The sequence below is a fragment of the Psychrobacter sp. UBA6766 genome (genome assembly GCF_002453355.1).
In the GTDB taxonomy this organism is placed as follows: Bacteria; Pseudomonadota; Gammaproteobacteria; order Pseudomonadales; family Moraxellaceae; genus Psychrobacter.
The window spans coordinates 19089-35782 of sequence record NZ_DKGQ01000020.1 but is presented as its reverse complement, the minus strand read 5'-3'; the positions used below and the strand labels follow the sequence as shown (position 1 = coordinate 35782).

Annotated in this window: 13 protein-coding genes; 7 read left to right on the top strand and 6 right to left on the bottom strand. The window is 44.1% G+C overall.

The window, feature by feature from the left end:
• Window positions 1-14: 14 nt before the first annotated feature.
• Window positions 15-590, top strand: a complete 576-nt coding sequence (locus tag B4K26_RS04375; protein WP_296243795.1) for an adenine phosphoribosyltransferase — start codon at window positions 15-17, stop codon at window positions 588-590.
• A gap of 87 nt (window positions 591-677) precedes the next feature.
• Here B4K26_RS04375 and B4K26_RS04370 read toward each other — a convergent pair whose 3' ends face one another.
• The gene (locus B4K26_RS04370; protein WP_296243794.1) at window positions 678-1187 is read right to left on the bottom strand and encodes a hypothetical protein; all 510 of its coding nucleotides are present in this window, start codon (window positions 1185-1187) and stop codon (window positions 678-680) included.
• A gap of 151 nt (window positions 1188-1338) precedes the next feature.
• Window positions 1339-2280 (bottom strand): transaldolase, encoded by a 942-nt coding sequence (locus B4K26_RS04365; protein ID WP_296243793.1) that lies wholly within the window; start codon window positions 2278-2280, stop codon window positions 1339-1341.
• A 544-nt stretch (window positions 2281-2824) separates the two neighbouring features.
• Here B4K26_RS04365 and pheA point away from each other — a divergent pair.
• From pheA to B4K26_RS04335, 6 genes are all read left to right on the top strand, one after another.
• Complete coding sequence (pheA, locus tag B4K26_RS04360) at window positions 2825-4006, top strand: prephenate dehydratase (RefSeq protein ID WP_296243792.1); 1182 nt, start codon at window positions 2825-2827, stop codon at window positions 4004-4006.
• 148 nt (window positions 4007-4154) lie between these two features.
• Window positions 4155-5297, top strand: a complete 1143-nt coding sequence (gene hisC, locus B4K26_RS04355) for a histidinol-phosphate transaminase (RefSeq protein ID WP_296243791.1) — start codon at window positions 4155-4157, stop codon at window positions 5295-5297.
• A gap of 37 nt (window positions 5298-5334) precedes the next feature.
• Window positions 5335-7713 carry a bifunctional prephenate dehydrogenase/3-phosphoshikimate 1-carboxyvinyltransferase gene (locus B4K26_RS04350; RefSeq protein ID WP_296243790.1) on the top strand — a complete coding sequence of 793 codons (2379 nt, stop codon included), beginning with the start codon at window positions 5335-5337 and terminating at the stop codon, window positions 7711-7713.
• Window positions 7714-7982: 269 nt separating this feature from the next.
• Window positions 7983-8936 (top strand): EamA family transporter RarD, encoded by a 954-nt coding sequence (rarD, locus tag B4K26_RS04345; RefSeq protein ID WP_296243788.1) that lies wholly within the window; start codon window positions 7983-7985, stop codon window positions 8934-8936.
• A gap of 41 nt (window positions 8937-8977) precedes the next feature.
• On the top strand, window positions 8978-9382 hold the full coding sequence (gene folB / locus B4K26_RS04340) for a dihydroneopterin aldolase (protein ID WP_296243787.1): 405 nt from the start codon (window positions 8978-8980) through the stop codon (window positions 9380-9382).
• A 4-nt stretch (window positions 9383-9386) separates the two neighbouring features.
• Window positions 9387-9944: a 2-amino-4-hydroxy-6-hydroxymethyldihydropteridine diphosphokinase gene (locus tag B4K26_RS04335; RefSeq protein ID WP_296243786.1), complete on the top strand. Its 558-nt coding sequence runs from the start codon at window positions 9387-9389 to the stop codon at window positions 9942-9944.
• A 254-nt stretch (window positions 9945-10198) separates the two neighbouring features.
• On the opposite strand, the gene cysE is transcribed toward B4K26_RS04335, so the two are convergent.
• From cysE to dnaE, 4 genes are all read right to left on the bottom strand, one after another.
• Window positions 10199-11110 (bottom strand): serine O-acetyltransferase, encoded by a 912-nt coding sequence (gene cysE, locus B4K26_RS04330; RefSeq protein WP_296243785.1) that lies wholly within the window; start codon window positions 11108-11110, stop codon window positions 10199-10201.
• Window positions 11111-11303: 193 nt separating this feature from the next.
• The gene (locus tag B4K26_RS04325) at window positions 11304-12191 is read right to left on the bottom strand and encodes an RNA methyltransferase (RefSeq protein WP_296243784.1); all 888 of its coding nucleotides are present in this window, start codon (window positions 12189-12191) and stop codon (window positions 11304-11306) included.
• On the bottom strand, window positions 12191-12568 hold the full coding sequence (locus B4K26_RS04320; protein WP_296243783.1) for an Hpt domain-containing protein: 378 nt from the start codon (window positions 12566-12568) through the stop codon (window positions 12191-12193). Before B4K26_RS04320 ends, B4K26_RS04325 begins: the two co-directional genes overlap by 1 nt.
• A 129-nt stretch (window positions 12569-12697) precedes the next feature.
• Complete coding sequence (gene dnaE / locus B4K26_RS04315) at window positions 12698-16414, bottom strand: DNA polymerase III subunit alpha (RefSeq protein ID WP_296243782.1); 3717 nt, start codon at window positions 16412-16414, stop codon at window positions 12698-12700.
• Between the last annotated feature and the right edge of the window lie 280 nt (window positions 16415-16694).

The window sequence follows — 16694 nt, the reverse complement described above, 5'->3', positions numbered from 1 at the left end:
AGCTAAGGGTTATTATGAGCGCGAATGCCGCCGTTACATCAGCTAAAGTCAATTTTACAACCGATTCAATCAATACGCTCAATACTGATCATCCATTTTGGCAAATCATTCGCACAGTACCAGACTTCCCGAAAGTTGGCATTGATTTTTATGATATTACCCCGTTACTACGCAGTCATGTTAATGCGGTGATTGACGAGATGTTGGCAGCATTGCCGATGGGCTTGCTCGATAAAATAGACTGTTTAGGTGCAGTTGAAGCGCGCGGGTTTATTTTTGCCAGTTTGCTGGCGGGTCGATTGGGTAAAGGCATGATCTTGCTGCGTAAACCCGGTAAATTGCCGCCACCGGTTGCCAATAAAGCCTATGCTTTAGAGTATGGTAAAGACACGCTTGAGATGCAAAATAACTTGCCGCCAGAGCGGGTTTTATTGGTTGATGATATCTTGGCGACCGGAGGTACACTCATGACTGCTTATGAGCTCTGCAGGTCTGCCGAGCATACGGTCGTCGGCGCATTGGTATTATTAGATCTTGTTGATCTGCATGGCGAATTTCCTGTTCCTATCTATACGGTTTTGAAGGCTTAGATAATTGATTATTTCGTATAAAAAAGCGCGCTGAGCGAGTTCAGCGCGCTTTTTTTAATGGCATTTATTTGTTCGTCTTAACTTATTTTACTTATCTTGCTGATAATTTTTACAGGCTTGTTCTATTAACAGGCGACTAATCGTTTTTGGCTTAGTAATTTTAAAGTCTTTGGTTGTCAGTATCGGCTTATCTGATTGCCAAGATTTCAACACTTTATCATCAGATGCGTAGTTAACGTATGCGCGCCGATAGTAACTAGAGTCCTTGCAAGCGATAAGCCATTGCTGATCGCTATGATGAATGCTGGTTTCTTTCATCGTTTTGTTAGCTGCTGTATCTGTACTTTCCTTATCTTTTATTTCTTTTTCCTTACTGTCTTTGGCCATATCTTTTGGTGCAGGGTAGGTTCTACGAATAGAGACGGTAATATTTTCGACCGCTTTTTCGTCAATAATATGAATGTCTGAGCGTTCGATAGAATCTAAATCTAAGCTAAAAACAGAGCCAGTTTGACTTTTTGATATCTCTAACCAGTTTACCGCATGGGCACTCATTGCAAGCGTACTACCTGCTAATATCACTGCTAGCCGTTTCATAATCGAGCCTTGCTTTTTGTTATATAAAGTTGCTTATCATAGCCAACTTAATATAGGCAGGCAAATTTCTTTTATGACAAGAGGTTCACACTGAGACAATCTCAGACCTTGTGATTAGCAAGCAAACGCATAAAAGGTAAAAATATGGCAGTTAATTTCGCATGGCTGCTAGCATTTGCGCAAGCTCATCACGCGCACCGATAAAGCCATCGATTCCTTTGGGTAATAAGTCTTGCGTAACAGTGTCTTGCTGATAGGCCGCACTAAATTCGTCATGTGTTAAGCTGACTTTCGCCATGTCGGCCAATTCCATGGACATGCTTGGCGACAATTGACGCGTCACTTCGACATCCATTGCCGCTAGCTCATCAATCAGATTGGGCGCAATGGTTAATAAATCACAGCCTGCTAATGCTAATATTTGCTCGGTCGAGCGAAAACTTGCGCCCATTACTTGCGTTTTATAGCCATGTTGCTTGTAATATTGGTAAATGAGCTTGACCGATTGGACGCCCATATCATCTGAGGCTGGGACGTTTTGGCGGTTTTGTTGGCGTTTTTGCCAATCTAAAATACGTCCAACAAATGGCGAAATTAAAGTAACGCCAGCATCGGCACAAGCAATCGCTTGATGCTGACCAAACAGTAAAGTCAGATTACAGTGGATGCCCTGCGTTTCAAGATAACGTGCCGCTTCAATCCCTTGCCACGTTGCAGCCATTTTAATTAAGACACGCTCTGAATCAATACCAGCTTTTTGATAGGCTTCCATAAAGCGTAAGGCTTTATCAATGGTCGCTTGGGTGTCATAAGACAAGCGTGCATCGACTTCGGTCGAAACGCGACCTTCAATCAACGCCAGAATATTGCAGCCAATTTGAACGGTTAATTCATCAATTACCGCATCAACGTCGCCGCGATGGCGACTCATAGTTTCTGACATCATCGCTTCATTATCAGGATGAATGAGGGCTTTGGTAATCAGGCTAGGATTGGTCGTGGCATCGATGGGTTTTAGACGCGCAATGGCGGCAAGGTCGCCCGTATCAGCGACAATAGTGGTCATGGTGCGAAGCTGTTGTAATGCGCTCATCAGATATCCTTGGTGTGGTCAATTAACGTGGTAATGTTCTTCTTAAAGTTTGTTATTTCATTTTATTGTTCATGATGTTTTTTCAAAAAGCTGTTTATCATGGTAGTGTTTCTAGAGGTTTTTTAAAATCCAAACCTACTAAGCGTCAATGTTATTAAAAATATGCCATGTTAAAGCTTAAGGGTGGTTAAAACTAGCTACCTTTAATAAGAGCCTTTAAACTGTATCATAGATTTGAGCGGTTGTAGCCTTTATAGTTTTACAAGGCTTGTCCGCTGTAGAGTATAACTGTGCTAATATTTACGGCAAATTGCGCATTTCCGCGTATTTACGCACATTTACGAATGGGCACTGTCGATAGTTTTTGCTATAGTAGAGCCGATCAGCGGTTTGGCTTGCGCGAAACATAAGAAAGACATCAGCATTTATGATTAAAATAATTCTATCGAACAAACAGTCATCTCTAGCAGTTATAAGTTATAAAACAACAGTTGTAAAACTCAGAAACAATTTTAGCAACAACATTAGAAAAGGATGGGCGGTAATGAGTGAGCAGTCACCAGAGCAAAATGTAAATAACCTAAACCAAACCTCTGCAAGCGTTGATGGGACTGCAACTGATAAAGCGCTTTTAAATACGTTGCGCCAAAGTATCGATGCGGTAGACTGCGAAATTCAGACGCTGATTAACAACCGTGCCAAACTGGCTCAGCAAGTGGCGACGGCAAAAAAAGACCATGTTGCCAATAGTCCTGAAGCAGAAAAAACCAACCCTATTTTTTATCGTCCTGAGCGTGAAGCGCAAGTGTTAAAAGCGGTAATGGAACGAAATACTGGACCAATCGCTGATGAAAAAATGGCACGATTGTTCCGTGAGATTATGTCAGTCTGCTTGGATTTAGAAGCACCTCAACGCATTGCGTTCTTAGGTCCTATTGGTACCTTTACTCATGCTGCAGCGCTTAAGCACTTCGGGAAAGCTGCCGATACTGTACCGCTAAACACCATCACTGATGTCTTCCGCGAAGTCGAAGCGGGTACGGCGATGTATGGCGTGGTGCCAGTCGAAAACTCATCCGAGGGCGTGGTGAACCATACGTTAGATGGCTTCCTATCTTCCACCTTAAAAATAATTGGTGAAGTTGAGTTGCCTATTCATCAAAACTTCTTGGTCGCTGAACATACTAAGCTTGATGGCTTAAGCCGTATCTACTCACATCAGCAGTCATTGGCACAGTGTCGTCATTGGCTCGATGTCAATTATCCCAATGTCGAGCGCGTGGCAGTATCAAGCAATGGTGAGGCTGCTCGCCGATTAAAAAATGAATGGCATTCAGCAGCGATTGCCGGTGATGTGGCGGCGGCAGAGTACGATTTACATAAGCTGTATTCGAACATCGAAGACAATCCTAGCAATACCACACGTTTCCTGATCATTGGTCACGAGGCGATTGCGCCATCTGGTCAAGATAAAACCTCAATCATGGTTTCAGCGCATGATAAAGCAGGCGCTTTGATCGAAATTTTAAAGCCATTGTCCTATCATGGCGTGTCGATGACCAGTATCGAAACGCGTCCTGAACGCCCGAATAAATGGGCTTATGTATTTTTTATTGACATGGATGGGCACATTGAAGATGCAAATGTGAGCGCTGCGATCGCTGATATTCGTCCATTGGTCAAAGATTTACGCATTCTAGGCTCTTACCCAAAAGCCGTCCTATAAATTGGCTTAACCAAGTTGTTTGTCAAATCGATAGCAAAAATTAGGATGCGTCTTCATCTAGATGTCTATTGATTGTAGATATCTATTGATTGCCCTAAGGACACGCTCTTACTAATAGCAGATACGTTATCACTCTTAAGGATAAATCATGCAGTCATCTCAGTCGACAAAGTCAAATTTATCACCGCTTGTACCTGCCTATGACAGTATTTTAGAGCTGGTACCTTATCAGACGGGGAAGCCAGTTGAAGAGTTGACGCGCGAGTTTGGCGTCTCAGATGTGGTCAAACTTGCCAGTAATGAAAATCCAAGAGGCTGCTCACCACACGTTACGCTTGCGATTACCGAGCAGTTGGGTCAGCTGGCACGTTATCCTGATGGCAATGGTTATTATCTAAAACAAGCGCTTGCTGACTTTAATGACGTTAGTGTTGAGCAAATCACTTTAGGTAATGGCTCAGATGATTTGCTTGATATCTTAGCGCGTAGTTTTGCTGGCGCTGATGATGCCATCGTTTATAGTCAATATGCTTTTATCGTTTATCCGATGCTGGCTAAAATGCAAGGCGCAAAAGGCGTGGAAGTGCCTGCCAATCGTTTTGGTCATAATTTAAAAGCGATGAGTCAGGCGGTAAATGACAACTTAAATACTAAGATAGTGTTCATCGCTAATCCAAACAATCCAACTGGTACCCAGCTTACGCAGCAAGAGTTACATGAGTTTGTCGCTAGTGTGCCAAGCTCGGTGTTGGTCGTGTTAGATGAAGCTTACATCGAATATAGTCCTGAGAGTAATAATCGGGTACTCTTGGATGAATTTAATAATATGGTTATTGTACGTACCTTTTCAAAAGCTTATGGATTGGCAGGTTTACGTGTCGGTTATGCGTTAAGCTCAGTAGCCATTGCGGATTTACTCAATCGTATTCGTCAACCATTTAACGTCAGTAGAGTCGCTTTAGCGGCGGCGGCAGCGGCGCTTGCTGATCAAGAATTTATTGAAAGAACGCGGCTCACTAACCAAGAGCAAATGCGCTGGCTAGAAAAGCAGTTTGACGCATTAGGGTTGGGATTTATTAAGTCGCATGCCAATTTTATTATGGTAGAAATAGAAGTTGAAATGGAAGACATAAACGCGGCCTCTATTCATCAAGCATTGCTCGAGCAAGGCGTTATTGTGCGTCCATTAAACAGCTATGGCTTGCCTAATTGGCTGCGCATTACCGTAGGGGTTGCAGAAGACAATATGCGCCTCATTGATACTTTGCGCTCTATCTTGACTGATGATTAATGGAACACCCTATAAGTGATATGATAATTAAAATAATATGCAAAAAGTAAACCATCGCATCTATACGCCCACGGTAAATATAGCAACCTCATTCTCTACGCAGCCGCTATTTAAGCAAGTTTGTGTCATTGGTCTAGGGCTGATTGGTGCAAGCCTTGCCCAAGCCATTAAAGACAATGGCTTAAGTGAGCGCTTAGTGGCGGTTGATAGACATGCGCCAAGCATCGACGAAGCCATGCAACATGGCTTACTAGATGCGGGTAGTGGTATTTTAAGTGAAGCAGTATCGGGTAGTGACCTGATTGTTATCGCTGTGCCAGTACAAGCGGTAGAGGCTGTATTTGTCGATATTAAAGCTGCCATGGGTAAGGGTCAGCTTGCGGCTGATTGTCTCATTACCGATGTTTGTAGTACCAAGGTTAATATCATTGAGGCGGCAGAAGCGGTATTTAACCCGCTACCGACTGGCTTTGTTCCCGCGCATCCGATTGCTGGTGCTGAAAATTCAGGGTATCATGCCAGGCGCGCCAATTTATTTGTCAATCATAGCGTCATTATCTGCGAGCTGCCAACGACTTGTGATAATGCCATTGCTAAGCTGCGGCAGTTATGGGAAGCGGTGGGCGCAACCGTCATGCCGATGGCCGCTGATCGTCATGATGCTATCTTGGCGCATACCAGTCATCTGCCACATCTGCTGGCGTTTAATCTGGTCGAGCAGTTGGCAAGCCACGATGACAATTTAGATATGTTTCGCTATGCGGCAGGCGGTTTTCGCGACTTTAGCCGCATCGCTGCCAGTGATCCTAAAATGTGGCACGATATATTTTTTGCCAACCAAAGCGCGATTGTAAGCGCCCTTGATGAGTACAGCGTTTATTTACAGACCATGCGTCAGCTTATCATTGATAAAGATTCAACCGCCCTAATGGGACTTTTGGGCCGCGCGCAAGCCGCACGGCGACATTTTGGCCATATGTTAGCCAGCACCCCTTATACGGATACCTCTGCCATGTCAGTTTCTTACCTTATTTCTCCAAGCAATACCGTCTCTGGCACCATTACCATTCCTGGTGATAAGTCTATCTCGCATCGCAGTATTATGCTCGGCAGCCTTGCAACAGGCGTGACTAATGTCACAGGATTTTTGGAAGGGGAAGATGCGCTTGCTACCTTGCAAGCGTTTCGTGATATGGGCGTGAGTATTGAAGGACCTGATAATGGTAAATTAACCATCCATGGCGTTGGTATGAATGGTCTTAAGCCAAGCAAAACACCACTATATATGGGCAACTCGGGTACCAGTATGCGCCTGTTAGCTGGTATATTAGCCGCGCAATCTTTTGACAGTGTGTTGACGGGTGATACCAGTCTTAATAAAAGGCCGATGGAGCGTGTCGCCGCGCCATTACGTGAGATGGGTGCCATCATTCAAAGTACTGGTCATCATGGTACGGCGCCGCTTAGTATTACGGGTCGCGACACTGTCGGTGAGCCGCTGCAAGGTATCGATTATGAGATGCCGGTCGCTTCTGCGCAGATTAAATCTTGCTTATTATTAGCGGGACTTTGGGCAGAAGGTACCACGACCGTTATTCAACCTGAAGTCAGCCGTGACCATACCGAGCGTATGCTGTCAGCATTTGGTTATCCAGTAAAAGTTGACGGCAATCGCATCAGCGTGAAAGGAGGTGGTACGCTCACTGGCGGTGATATCGCTGTTCCTGCCGATATTTCATCTGCTGCGTTTTTTATGGTCGCTGCTGCTATTAGCCAAGATAGCGAGCTGACGCTAACGCAAGTTGGCATCAATCCGACACGTACTGGTATTATTGATATTCTTAAATTGATGAATGCTGATATTAGCCTAAGTAATGAAACCCATGTCGGCGGCGAGCCTGTGGCTGATATCACGATACGCAGCTCAAACCTACAAGGTATCGATATTCCAGAATATCTGGTACCACTTGCGATTGATGAATTTCCAGTGTTGTTTATTGCGGCCAGCTGCGCACAAGGCCGTACGGTGCTAACTGGTGCAAAAGAATTACGTGTGAAAGAATCTGATCGTATTGCAGTGATGGCAGAAGGGCTACAAACTCTCGGTGTTGATTGTACCGTCACTGAGGATGGTTTGATTATTCAAGGTAAAGGTATTGAAGGTAAGGGCATTGAAAGCAAAGGCGGTGAAGGTCAAAATGACGCTGTAAATAATAGCCAACCTGTCTTTGGCGGCGGATATATCACCTCGCATCATGATCACCGCATTGCCATGAGCTTTGCGGTTGCCAGCTTACGCGCATCGAAGCAGATTACCATTGAAGGCGTTGAAACCGTCAATACCAGCTTCCCAGGATTTGCAGAGCTTGCCAATCAAATTGGCATGTCCATTCAAGTTAATGATAGTGCGGCGTAATACGGAAGTTAGTATTAACCTGATAAGAAACATTCTTAACTTTTAAAGTTTTATTTTCTGAAGTTCAAAAGCGTATTTTTTAATTTGTTGTAAAATTTATTTTAAAATAGCAGTTGTCGTGAGCAATGTGTTGGTGCCGTATTGGCATTAACCCATTGCTTTTTACCTTTTATCCTATCTGTAGTAACCCTGCGTCCTTACTTTTATGACTTTATGATGGTTTAAAAGTAAGTGAGGGCGCGCTTTGCTCTAAAAAGTTGTATTGTCTTATGACTACTCAAAACGTCGTCAAAAAAACCGTTGCTCCTATTCAAACATCCAGACGCGGTATTGCTACCGCGCTGACAGCGTTCTTTATTTGGGGGGCTTTTCCGTTATACTTTAAGCAGCTCGCCGCTTATGATGCCACCGAGATTATCGGTCACCGCATAATATGGACGTTTGCTTGCCTGCTTATCGTGTTGGTGGTGACCAAGCGCTGGCAGTGGATTGATACACTAAAGAAAAACCCGAGATGGATAGCATTCTCCTTTATATCGGGACTGATTATTGCCACCAACTGGCTAACTTATGTTTGGGCGGTCAACCACGACCACATTCTTGAGGCCAGTTTGGGATACTTTATCGGACCCCTGGTCGGCGTCGCGCTATCAATGATTTTATTTAAAGAACGCTTGCGTCCTTTACAGTGGGTTGCTATTGGTTTTGCCTTATTATCGGTGTTGATCCAAGTGGTTATGATTGGAAGCTTGCCATGGATATCGCTGATTTTAGCCTTTAGTTTTAGTACTTATGGCACTATCCAGCGCCAAACACCGCTTACGGCTGTTGACGCTATGTTTGTAGAAACTACCATGCTAGTGCCGATTTGTTTATGGTGGTTTTGGCAAGCCGATGTGGTAAGTAGTCAGTTAAGTTTTTGGTTTACCTCAAACATCTGGCTTTTGATGCTGGCAGGCCCGATTACGCTGATACCATTATTGTTATTTAATAAATCGACTAAGATGGTCGCCTTTAGTATTCTAAGTTTTATGAATTATCTGACGCCGACCTTTATTTTCTTCTTGGCGGTATTTTATTATAACGAGCCTTTTGACTTGCATCGCCTCGCGGTATTTGGCTTGATTTGGTTCGGGCTGTTATTATTTAGTATTGACTTGTGGCGCCATCGTCCGAGTAAAGCATTAAAAGCCGAACGCCTGCGCGAAGAGGCGTTATCGTAAAGTTGTCTTAAAATAAAACTATAATAAATAAGGATAAGCGCATGTTTCATACCGAATTTGATGTGGTATTTGTCAAAGGCTTAACCGTAGAAGCGGTCATTGGTGTTTATGCGTGGGAACGCGCCATCACGCAACCTTTGCTGATTGATATTGCGCTTGAAACCGACATCAGCCGTGCGGCCATCTCAGATGATGTTAATGATGCGCTGAACTATAAAGCAGTCTGTGATGATGTCAGCGCATGGTGCCAAGCCATTCAAGCGCAGCTGCTTGAGCATTTGGCTGGTCAAATTGCAGATAAGTTACTGGAAAAATACAACTGTCATAAAATAACGTTAAGCGTTGCCAAGCCAACAGCTATTCAACAAGCGGATGCGGTTGGGGTGCAAATCACCCGTTATCCCAAAGGCTTAATAGCCGAATCCAATATAAACCAAGATAGTTAATCTGATGACACATAAAGCATTGGCTGATTTGGGTCTTGAAGAGTTAAAACAGTACGCGCCTGAACAGCTGCAAACGCATTCTGTATCGGCAGTACTGCTCGCCTTAGGGAGTAATTATCAAGCCGAAAAATACTTACCGTACGCCCGTGAACAGCTTGCGGCTTTAGGTGAAATACAGCTCTCAACGGCATTTCAAAATCCTGATTTTACCTCTACGCCTGAGCTACCAAAACCCGATTATACCAATCAGTGTGTTTATCTTGTACTCGATACACCCATCAGTTTACAACAGTTACAGCAGATATTTAAACAAATTGAAAGTGACTGTCATAGACAACGTCTAACGGAAGCACAAACACCAATAAAAGAAGTCACCATGGATATCGATATTCTACTGATACAAACTGTATTTGATAAAAATAGCCTAAGCAATAAACGAATATCTAAAAAAATCGCTAAAAGCTCTAACAAATGGATAATCATGGCAGATCGTTATCCATTCAAAGCTCATGAAACAGCAGGGATTGAAGAGTTAGCAAAGGAAGGCAGTTTGAAAGGCTGAATTGAATAGCTAAGAAGGCTATTCGAGCAATATACCAATGTCGATACGATAGAAGCGAGCTCAAGTATAAAGTGATTATCGTTTTTTAAAGCGGCCTGACTCGTCATTTTTATAAATATTGTCTATTGAATAGCTAGTCAATAAAGCGCTATTTCTTCATTGGTTAAAGTGAAAAAGAGGCTACCTGGCCTCTTTTTTTACTCACTACAAATACTACTGAGCTTTAAATTAACAATAATCCTATTAGCTAGCAATTATTTCTGCTCAGTGCCCGCTGCATCCATATCAGTACGGCCAATAACATCTAAATCTTCTAAGCACAGTTTATCGTATTCCTTTTTACAAAAGTTTGGGTCTATCTTGCACATCGCCGCCTGCAATTGATCAAGACGGTTTTCTGATTGTTGAATATGTTCGAGCATTTTAGCAAAGGCTTCAGCAACTGGATCTTGCGAAGAAGGGTCAATCCCATAAGCCTGAAACGCCGTTGCTCGTGCAGTGTTAGAAGTAGCGTCTTTTTCCTGCTGGTCAGCAGTTGTACCTGCTTGCGCGACTTTTTCTTGCTGTTTGGCGTCTTGTACCTTGGTAACAATAGGATTGCCTTTTTCATCATGATGGTCTGAAATCATACGAGCGGCACTACCAACCATCGTTGCACCCGCAGGAACGGGTTTGACGACCACGGCATTTGAGCCAATCTTGGCATTTTTACCTACGGTAAATGGCCCTAACACTTTAGCGCCAGCACCGACGATGACACCGTCCTCTAAGGTTGGGTGGCGTTTGCCATTATTCCATGAGACGCCGCCAAGCGTCACGCCATGATAAAGGGTAACGTCATTGCCAATCTCAGCCGTCTCACCAATGACTACACCAACGCCATGGTCAATAAAAAAACGCTTGCCGATTTTGGCCGCAGGATGGATCTCAATGCCAGTGATGATACGCGAGCCGTAAGAGATGGCACGCGCTGCCAGTTTTTGCTCATTTTGCCAAAGGCAATGCGCGCCGCGATGCAAAATCAGGGCGTGGATGCCAGGGTAGGTCAAAAGGACTTCTAGGCTGTTACGCGCCGCAGGGTCGCGATTGAACACCGCTTCGATATCTTCTTTTAAGTCTTTTTTGATACGGGTAAGTGACTTGAACAAGGAGGTTGGCAATGACATAAAGCGTCCTATCTATTGTCAGGAAAATACTGTCAGGAAAACATTGTCAAAAAAATCACAATGACATCTCTTAAGGTTATAACAGCTTTGGGTCGTAAAATACAGCGTTGACTGATAAGCGATACGCAAACTCATATCCATCTATTTCAGCGTATAAGCGTATTTCAGTATATAAGTATCGACGACACTACCTTTAGCTTTTTGCAAGCTTGGCAATCACCGCACTTAATAGCTGGTATTCTTTTTGATCTAACTGAACGCGTGAACCGAGGCGCGACAGCCGCACTGGTAATGATTTTAAATGTTCGCTGTCTGCAAGTCCGCGTTGGACCATCAAATCAGTGGTGCGCTGAACAAGCTGTTGCAGCTGCTGTTGGGTAATGGCAGGCTCATCCCACTGTTGACGCAAATGCACATTTAACATCGGTTGAGCGTTTGTACTTGAAATATTATCGCTGCTTGTCGTTTGAGTATGCGTCTGCGCATAAGCAAAGATAAAGCTGGCAATCACTTGTACAGCTGACGCAACGTTAAGCACGGGATAAGCAGGATTGGCATCGATTTGAATATGATAATCGGCGAACGCCAGCTCTTCATTGGTCAAGCCGCGATCTTCACGGCCAAATAAAATGGCGATATGAGGCTTACTGATAGATTGCGTACTTCCACTGTCATTGGCTAAATTAAGAGCAGTTTGCTTATCGATAAAGTCAAACATGATTTTGGCAGCTTGCGTTGGAGTCACTACCGGGCGCGGCATATGACGATTACGGCTGCTAGCAGCAAACACGAGCTGACAGTCCGCTATTGCTGATTCGAGCGTCGGAGTTATGGTCGCTAAAGAAAGCAATTCACTACCGCCTGCTGCGTGCGAAATGCTGGTTTCATCAATGGGCAGCTTTGGATCGACAACCGTCAGACGCGATAACCCCATCGTATGCATGGCGCGAGCGGCTGAGCCAATATTGGCAGGTAAGGTGGTATTGACCATGACAATTTGTAAGCAAGTTAGGTAATCGCTTACCGTATGACTAACGGTTGAAGTTGAAGGCACTAAGGTTGAGGCAGAATCGTTATGCATTATAGCCCCAGTCTTTGTTTGATTTCTTGTTCAGCCCGGTGCAAGGCCGCTGAGACTTCTTCAATCAGTTCAGCTTGTTCGCCAATGAGGCGCTCACGGCAAGCTTCTTGTAATTGGCTACTAAGACGGGTCAATTGAGTCGCGCCTAAATTGGCACTGGCACCCTTTAGCGCATGAGCTATCTCATAGCCATTGGCGTTATCCTCATCTTGTTGTGTGTGTCTTAGTTTGGCAATGCGCTCGTGGCTGTCGGTAAAATAAACTTGAATCAAATCAACAAAATCTTCTTCTAGTAAATCGCGCATATCTTCAAACTGCTCGGTATCGATAATTTCATCGTCAATGTTGGCAGGGGTATTATTCGAATTTTCAGCCATAGTAAAGTGTCCAATATATGAAAAGTTAAAGCAGTTGAGTCAAAAATAATAAGATTTTTAATACAACTAAAGGGGTTAACGGTAAAATAAGTTTATTAACCTGTAACGACTATTCTAGTAACGATCGTGCTAACTATAATGAAAATGCAAATTGTCTTCACTCACCATACTCTTTAATTGCTGTAAATTATCATCGTTAGGGTAGACGCGCCAATGCTCAGATAGCCCGACATTGGCAATGCCGTATTCTTCATAAATGCTTAGCCCAAGTGGTAAGCAGTTATCGTTAATAGAGTCGTCTGTATTACTAAAGGCATTATTAGCGTAGCTGTCATTTTGACGAAACGCATCTTGATGCATATCATTTTCTAGCGCCAATAAATCATTGCCGTTTTCGTCATATAAGCTGCCGCCCATAGATGGGTCGTAAGCGCCGCTACCACTTCCATTGTTACCCTGTTCGTCCTGCTCATCGTGGTAAGACAAGCGCGGTGCAGGAATGATATCTGCTTGGGCAGATTTGAGTAGTGGCTGCATTCGTGTGAGTAGGTTAATGTCGCTGCCATGGACTTTGATACTAATTTTCTTCAACCAACGTAGACGCGCATCAACCATGCTTATGGCATTATCAAGACGGGCAAATAAGCGTCCATCACGTTCACGAATACTGCCTTTAATAACGACAACTTCGTCAATTTTTAAGTGCTCTTTCACTCGATTAAAGCGCTCAGCATAACAGCTAACCTCCAATCTTGAGGTGCCATCGTCCAAGGTAATGACGTTACGCGTTCCAAAATTGGCGATATCGATAATCAAGCCTGCAAAGTAACAGCTACCGTTATAACCAGTGTCCGTCAGCTTATCGAGACGAGCGCCTGAGGTATAACGTTTGAGCTCTTCACGATATTCATCGATAGGGTGCCCGGTTAAGTATAACCCTAAGGTGTTTTTTTCCGCTTTTAGACGATGTTTATCACCCCAAATCAGCTCTGGCGTCATGACGAGTGGCGGCGCAGCAACTACACCGTCCATTTCACCAAATAAATCCATCATACCGATTTCACGGTTTTGGCGGTCTTGCTCGGCCGCTTGAACGGCGCTTGGCAACTGGCTCATTAGCGCACCGCGAATCTCGTACGCTTCATCGGCTGGCAAGTCAGGTCGTAAAGTTGCAGCAAAATCATCAAAACAGCCCGCACTGACCAAGGCTTCAAGGGTACGTTTATTGACCTTTTTAATATCAACGCGGCGGCAAAAATCGTATAAATCTTTAAATGGCCCATCCGTGCGGCGCGCCTCAACGATAGACTCAACCGCACCTTCACCTACGCCTTTAATTGCACCCAAGCCATAAATGATATTGGTCGGCGTATCAGCAACAAAATGCCATTCACTGCGATTGACTGACGGATTAACAACGGTTAAACTGAAGTTTTCACGGCAATCATTGATAAAGAACACCACGTTATCAGTGTTGTTCATATCAGACGTTAATACCGCTGCCATAAATTCGGCAGGGTAGTATTGCTTTAGATAAGCGGTCTGATAAGCAAGCACGCCATAAGCGGCAGAATGCGAGCGGTTAAAACCATAGCCAGCAAATTTTTCCATTAAGTCAAAGACGCCGCCCGATGTCGTTTCATCAATACCTTGCGAGGTGGCACCCGTGACGAAAATATCGCGCTGTTTGGCCATTTCTTCAGGTTTTTTCTTCCCCATCGCTCGACGTAGCATGTCCGCACCACCCAAGCTATAACCAGCCATAACCTGTGAAATCTGCATCACTTGTTCTTGATAAACAATAACGCCGTTGGTGTTTTCTAAAATTGGCTCAAGGTTTGGATGGTCATAGATAACTTCCTCGCGGCCATGCTTTCGGTCGATATACATCTCGACCATGCCCGCATCGAGCGGACCGGGACGATAGAGCGCACACATGGCGATGACGTCTTCGATATTTGTCGGTTGTAATTTCGCCAAATACTTTTTCATTCCCATACTTTCTAACTGAAAGACGGCCGTGGTTTTGGCTTCTTGCAACAGCTTATAGGCTTTTTTGTCATCTAGCGGTAAGTCTTCTAATATTAACGCCTCTTTGCCTTCTTTAGCTCGGCGCAGGTTGATATTTTCCACCGCGGCGTTAATGACCGTTAGGTTACGCAGACCTAAAAAGTCAAATTTTACCAAACCAACGGCTTCGACGTCGTCTTTATCAAATTGACTGACGCGGTGACCTTCGTCATCACAGTAAATGGCACTGAAATCGGTGATTTTATGCGGCGCAATCAGCACGCCACCAGCATGTTTTCCGACGTTTCGACAGACACCTTCCAGCTTAATCGCCATCTCCCAAATCTCAATGGCATCTTCATAATCCATGTTGTCAGGATTGGAGATTAAGTCTTTAAGCTGTGGCTCTTGCTCAAGTGCTTGGCTAAGCGTAATCCCCGGCGTTTTTGGAATCAGTTTGGATATTTTATTGGCTAAAAAGTATGATTTGCTTTGTACCCGCGCCACGTCTCGTACCACCGCTTTTGCTGCCATGGTACCAAAGGTGATGATTTGCGAGACTGCTTCACGGCCATAAGTTTGCGCGACATAATCAATCACGCGGTCACGACCTTCAATACAAAAGTCAATATCGAAATCGGGCATTGAAACACGTTCAGGATTTAAGAAGCGCTCAAATAACAAGTCGTAATGAATTGGGTCGAGGTCAGTAATATTTAGCGCATAAGCAACGAGCGAGCCTGCACCTGAACCACGACCGGGTCCAACGGGTACGCCATTAGCTTTTGCCCAGCGGATAAAGTCCATGACGATTAAGAAATAACCGGGGAAGCCCATAGATAAGATAACTTCAAGCTCATACTCTAGGCGCTCATCGTACTTTTGGCGAAACTCATGCCAATTATCTGAGCGTTCGGCAACAGGAAACAGTCTGTCAAGCCGCCTATCAAGGCCGTGCTTTGATTCTGCACGGAAAAACGATTCAATCGTTTCGCCTTCGGGCACGGGAAATTCAGGAAGTACATTAATACCAAGGGTCAAAGTCACATTACAGCGAGTGGCTAAACGTAAGGTATTGTCAATTACCTGCGGAATATCAGCAAACAGCGCCTCCATTTCCTGTTGTGTTTTTAGATACTGTTCATCTGAATACAGCCGTGGACGATTAGGGTCGGCAAGGACGTAAGAGCCTGCGATACAAACGCGCGCTTCGTGAGCGTCAAAATCGTCTTGCTCTAAAAAGCGCACATCGTTGTGAGCAACAATAGGAATGCGATGCTTGGCACCGGCATGAATAGCCGCTTTAATAAAAGCATCTTCGCCTGAGCGATTGGTGCGTTTGATAGCAAAATACAAGCGATCATCGAACTGGGATTTCCATTCAGTCAGCAACTCTTCGGCTTTTTCTGGCATAGAACTAACGAGTGCCTGACCAACATCGGATTTTTCAGTAAATAATACAATGACACCTGCCGCATGCTCCAGAACATGGCGACGCTGAACCACTGGCACCCCATGATTAGCAGCATCGGCGCGCCCTTCGGTAAATCCAAGCGACACGATTCGGGTGATATTTTGATAGCCTTCATTGTCCATCGCCAGCAGCACCAATCGCGTGTCCTCATTATCCATAATAATTTCACTACCGATAATAGGCTTGATGCCCGCACCCAAGCAAGCACGGTAAAACTTCACCGTCGCATACAGGTTAGATAAATCGGTCAATGCCAGCGCGCTTTGATTGTCTGCCGCTGCCGCTTTGATCAGCGGTTTAATACGCACGATAGAATCGGTAATGGAATATTCGCTGTGTATACCAAGATGTACAAATGCCATAGAAGACTCTTACTGGTGCAATCAAAAGGGAATAAGTTGTATGATGATAAAATTTTTATTATCAATATGTTATGTTTCTTGAGAAGGAGTAGGACGCAAAAATTGATGTTTTGAGCCTTTAAAGTTGGTCGTCAATAATAGCATTATTTGCGTATTTCAGCCATAGTTTAAGAGCGTCAAACCTATAATGACATTCATAAGATAATAATAAACTTGTGTTTTATAGATTAATATTTTTAAACTTACAATTAAAAATTGTTCAAACACAAGTATGTTTTGA

What these genes read in the sequence shown, in the direction of transcription:
- B4K26_RS04375 (WP_296243795.1), top strand. Translation starts at nt 15, where the DNA reads ATGAGCGCGAATGCCGCCGTTACATCAGCTAAAGTCAATTTTACAACC.
- B4K26_RS04370 (WP_296243794.1), bottom strand. Translation starts at nt 1,187, where the DNA reads ATGAAACGGCTAGCAGTGATATTAGCAGGTAGTACGCTTGCAATGAGT.
- B4K26_RS04365 (WP_296243793.1), bottom strand. Translation starts at nt 2,280, where the DNA reads ATGAGCGCATTACAACAGCTTCGCACCATGACCACTATTGTCGCTGAT.
- pheA (WP_296243792.1), top strand. Translation starts at nt 2,825, where the DNA reads ATGAGTGAGCAGTCACCAGAGCAAAATGTAAATAACCTAAACCAAACC.
- hisC (WP_296243791.1), top strand. Translation starts at nt 4,155, where the DNA reads ATGCAGTCATCTCAGTCGACAAAGTCAAATTTATCACCGCTTGTACCT.
- B4K26_RS04350 (WP_296243790.1), top strand. Translation starts at nt 5,335, where the DNA reads ATGCAAAAAGTAAACCATCGCATCTATACGCCCACGGTAAATATAGCA.
- rarD (WP_296243788.1), top strand. Translation starts at nt 7,983, where the DNA reads ATGACTACTCAAAACGTCGTCAAAAAAACCGTTGCTCCTATTCAAACA.
- folB (WP_296243787.1), top strand. Translation starts at nt 8,978, where the DNA reads ATGTTTCATACCGAATTTGATGTGGTATTTGTCAAAGGCTTAACCGTA.
- B4K26_RS04335 (WP_296243786.1), top strand. Translation starts at nt 9,387, where the DNA reads ATGACACATAAAGCATTGGCTGATTTGGGTCTTGAAGAGTTAAAACAG.
- cysE (WP_296243785.1), bottom strand. Translation starts at nt 11,110, where the DNA reads ATGTCATTGCCAACCTCCTTGTTCAAGTCACTTACCCGTATCAAAAAA.
- B4K26_RS04325 (WP_296243784.1), bottom strand. Translation starts at nt 12,191, where the DNA reads ATGCATAACGATTCTGCCTCAACCTTAGTGCCTTCAACTTCAACCGTT.
- B4K26_RS04320 (WP_296243783.1), bottom strand. Translation starts at nt 12,568, where the DNA reads ATGGCTGAAAATTCGAATAATACCCCTGCCAACATTGACGATGAAATT.
- dnaE (WP_296243782.1), bottom strand. Translation starts at nt 16,414, where the DNA reads ATGGCATTTGTACATCTTGGTATACACAGCGAATATTCCATTACCGAT.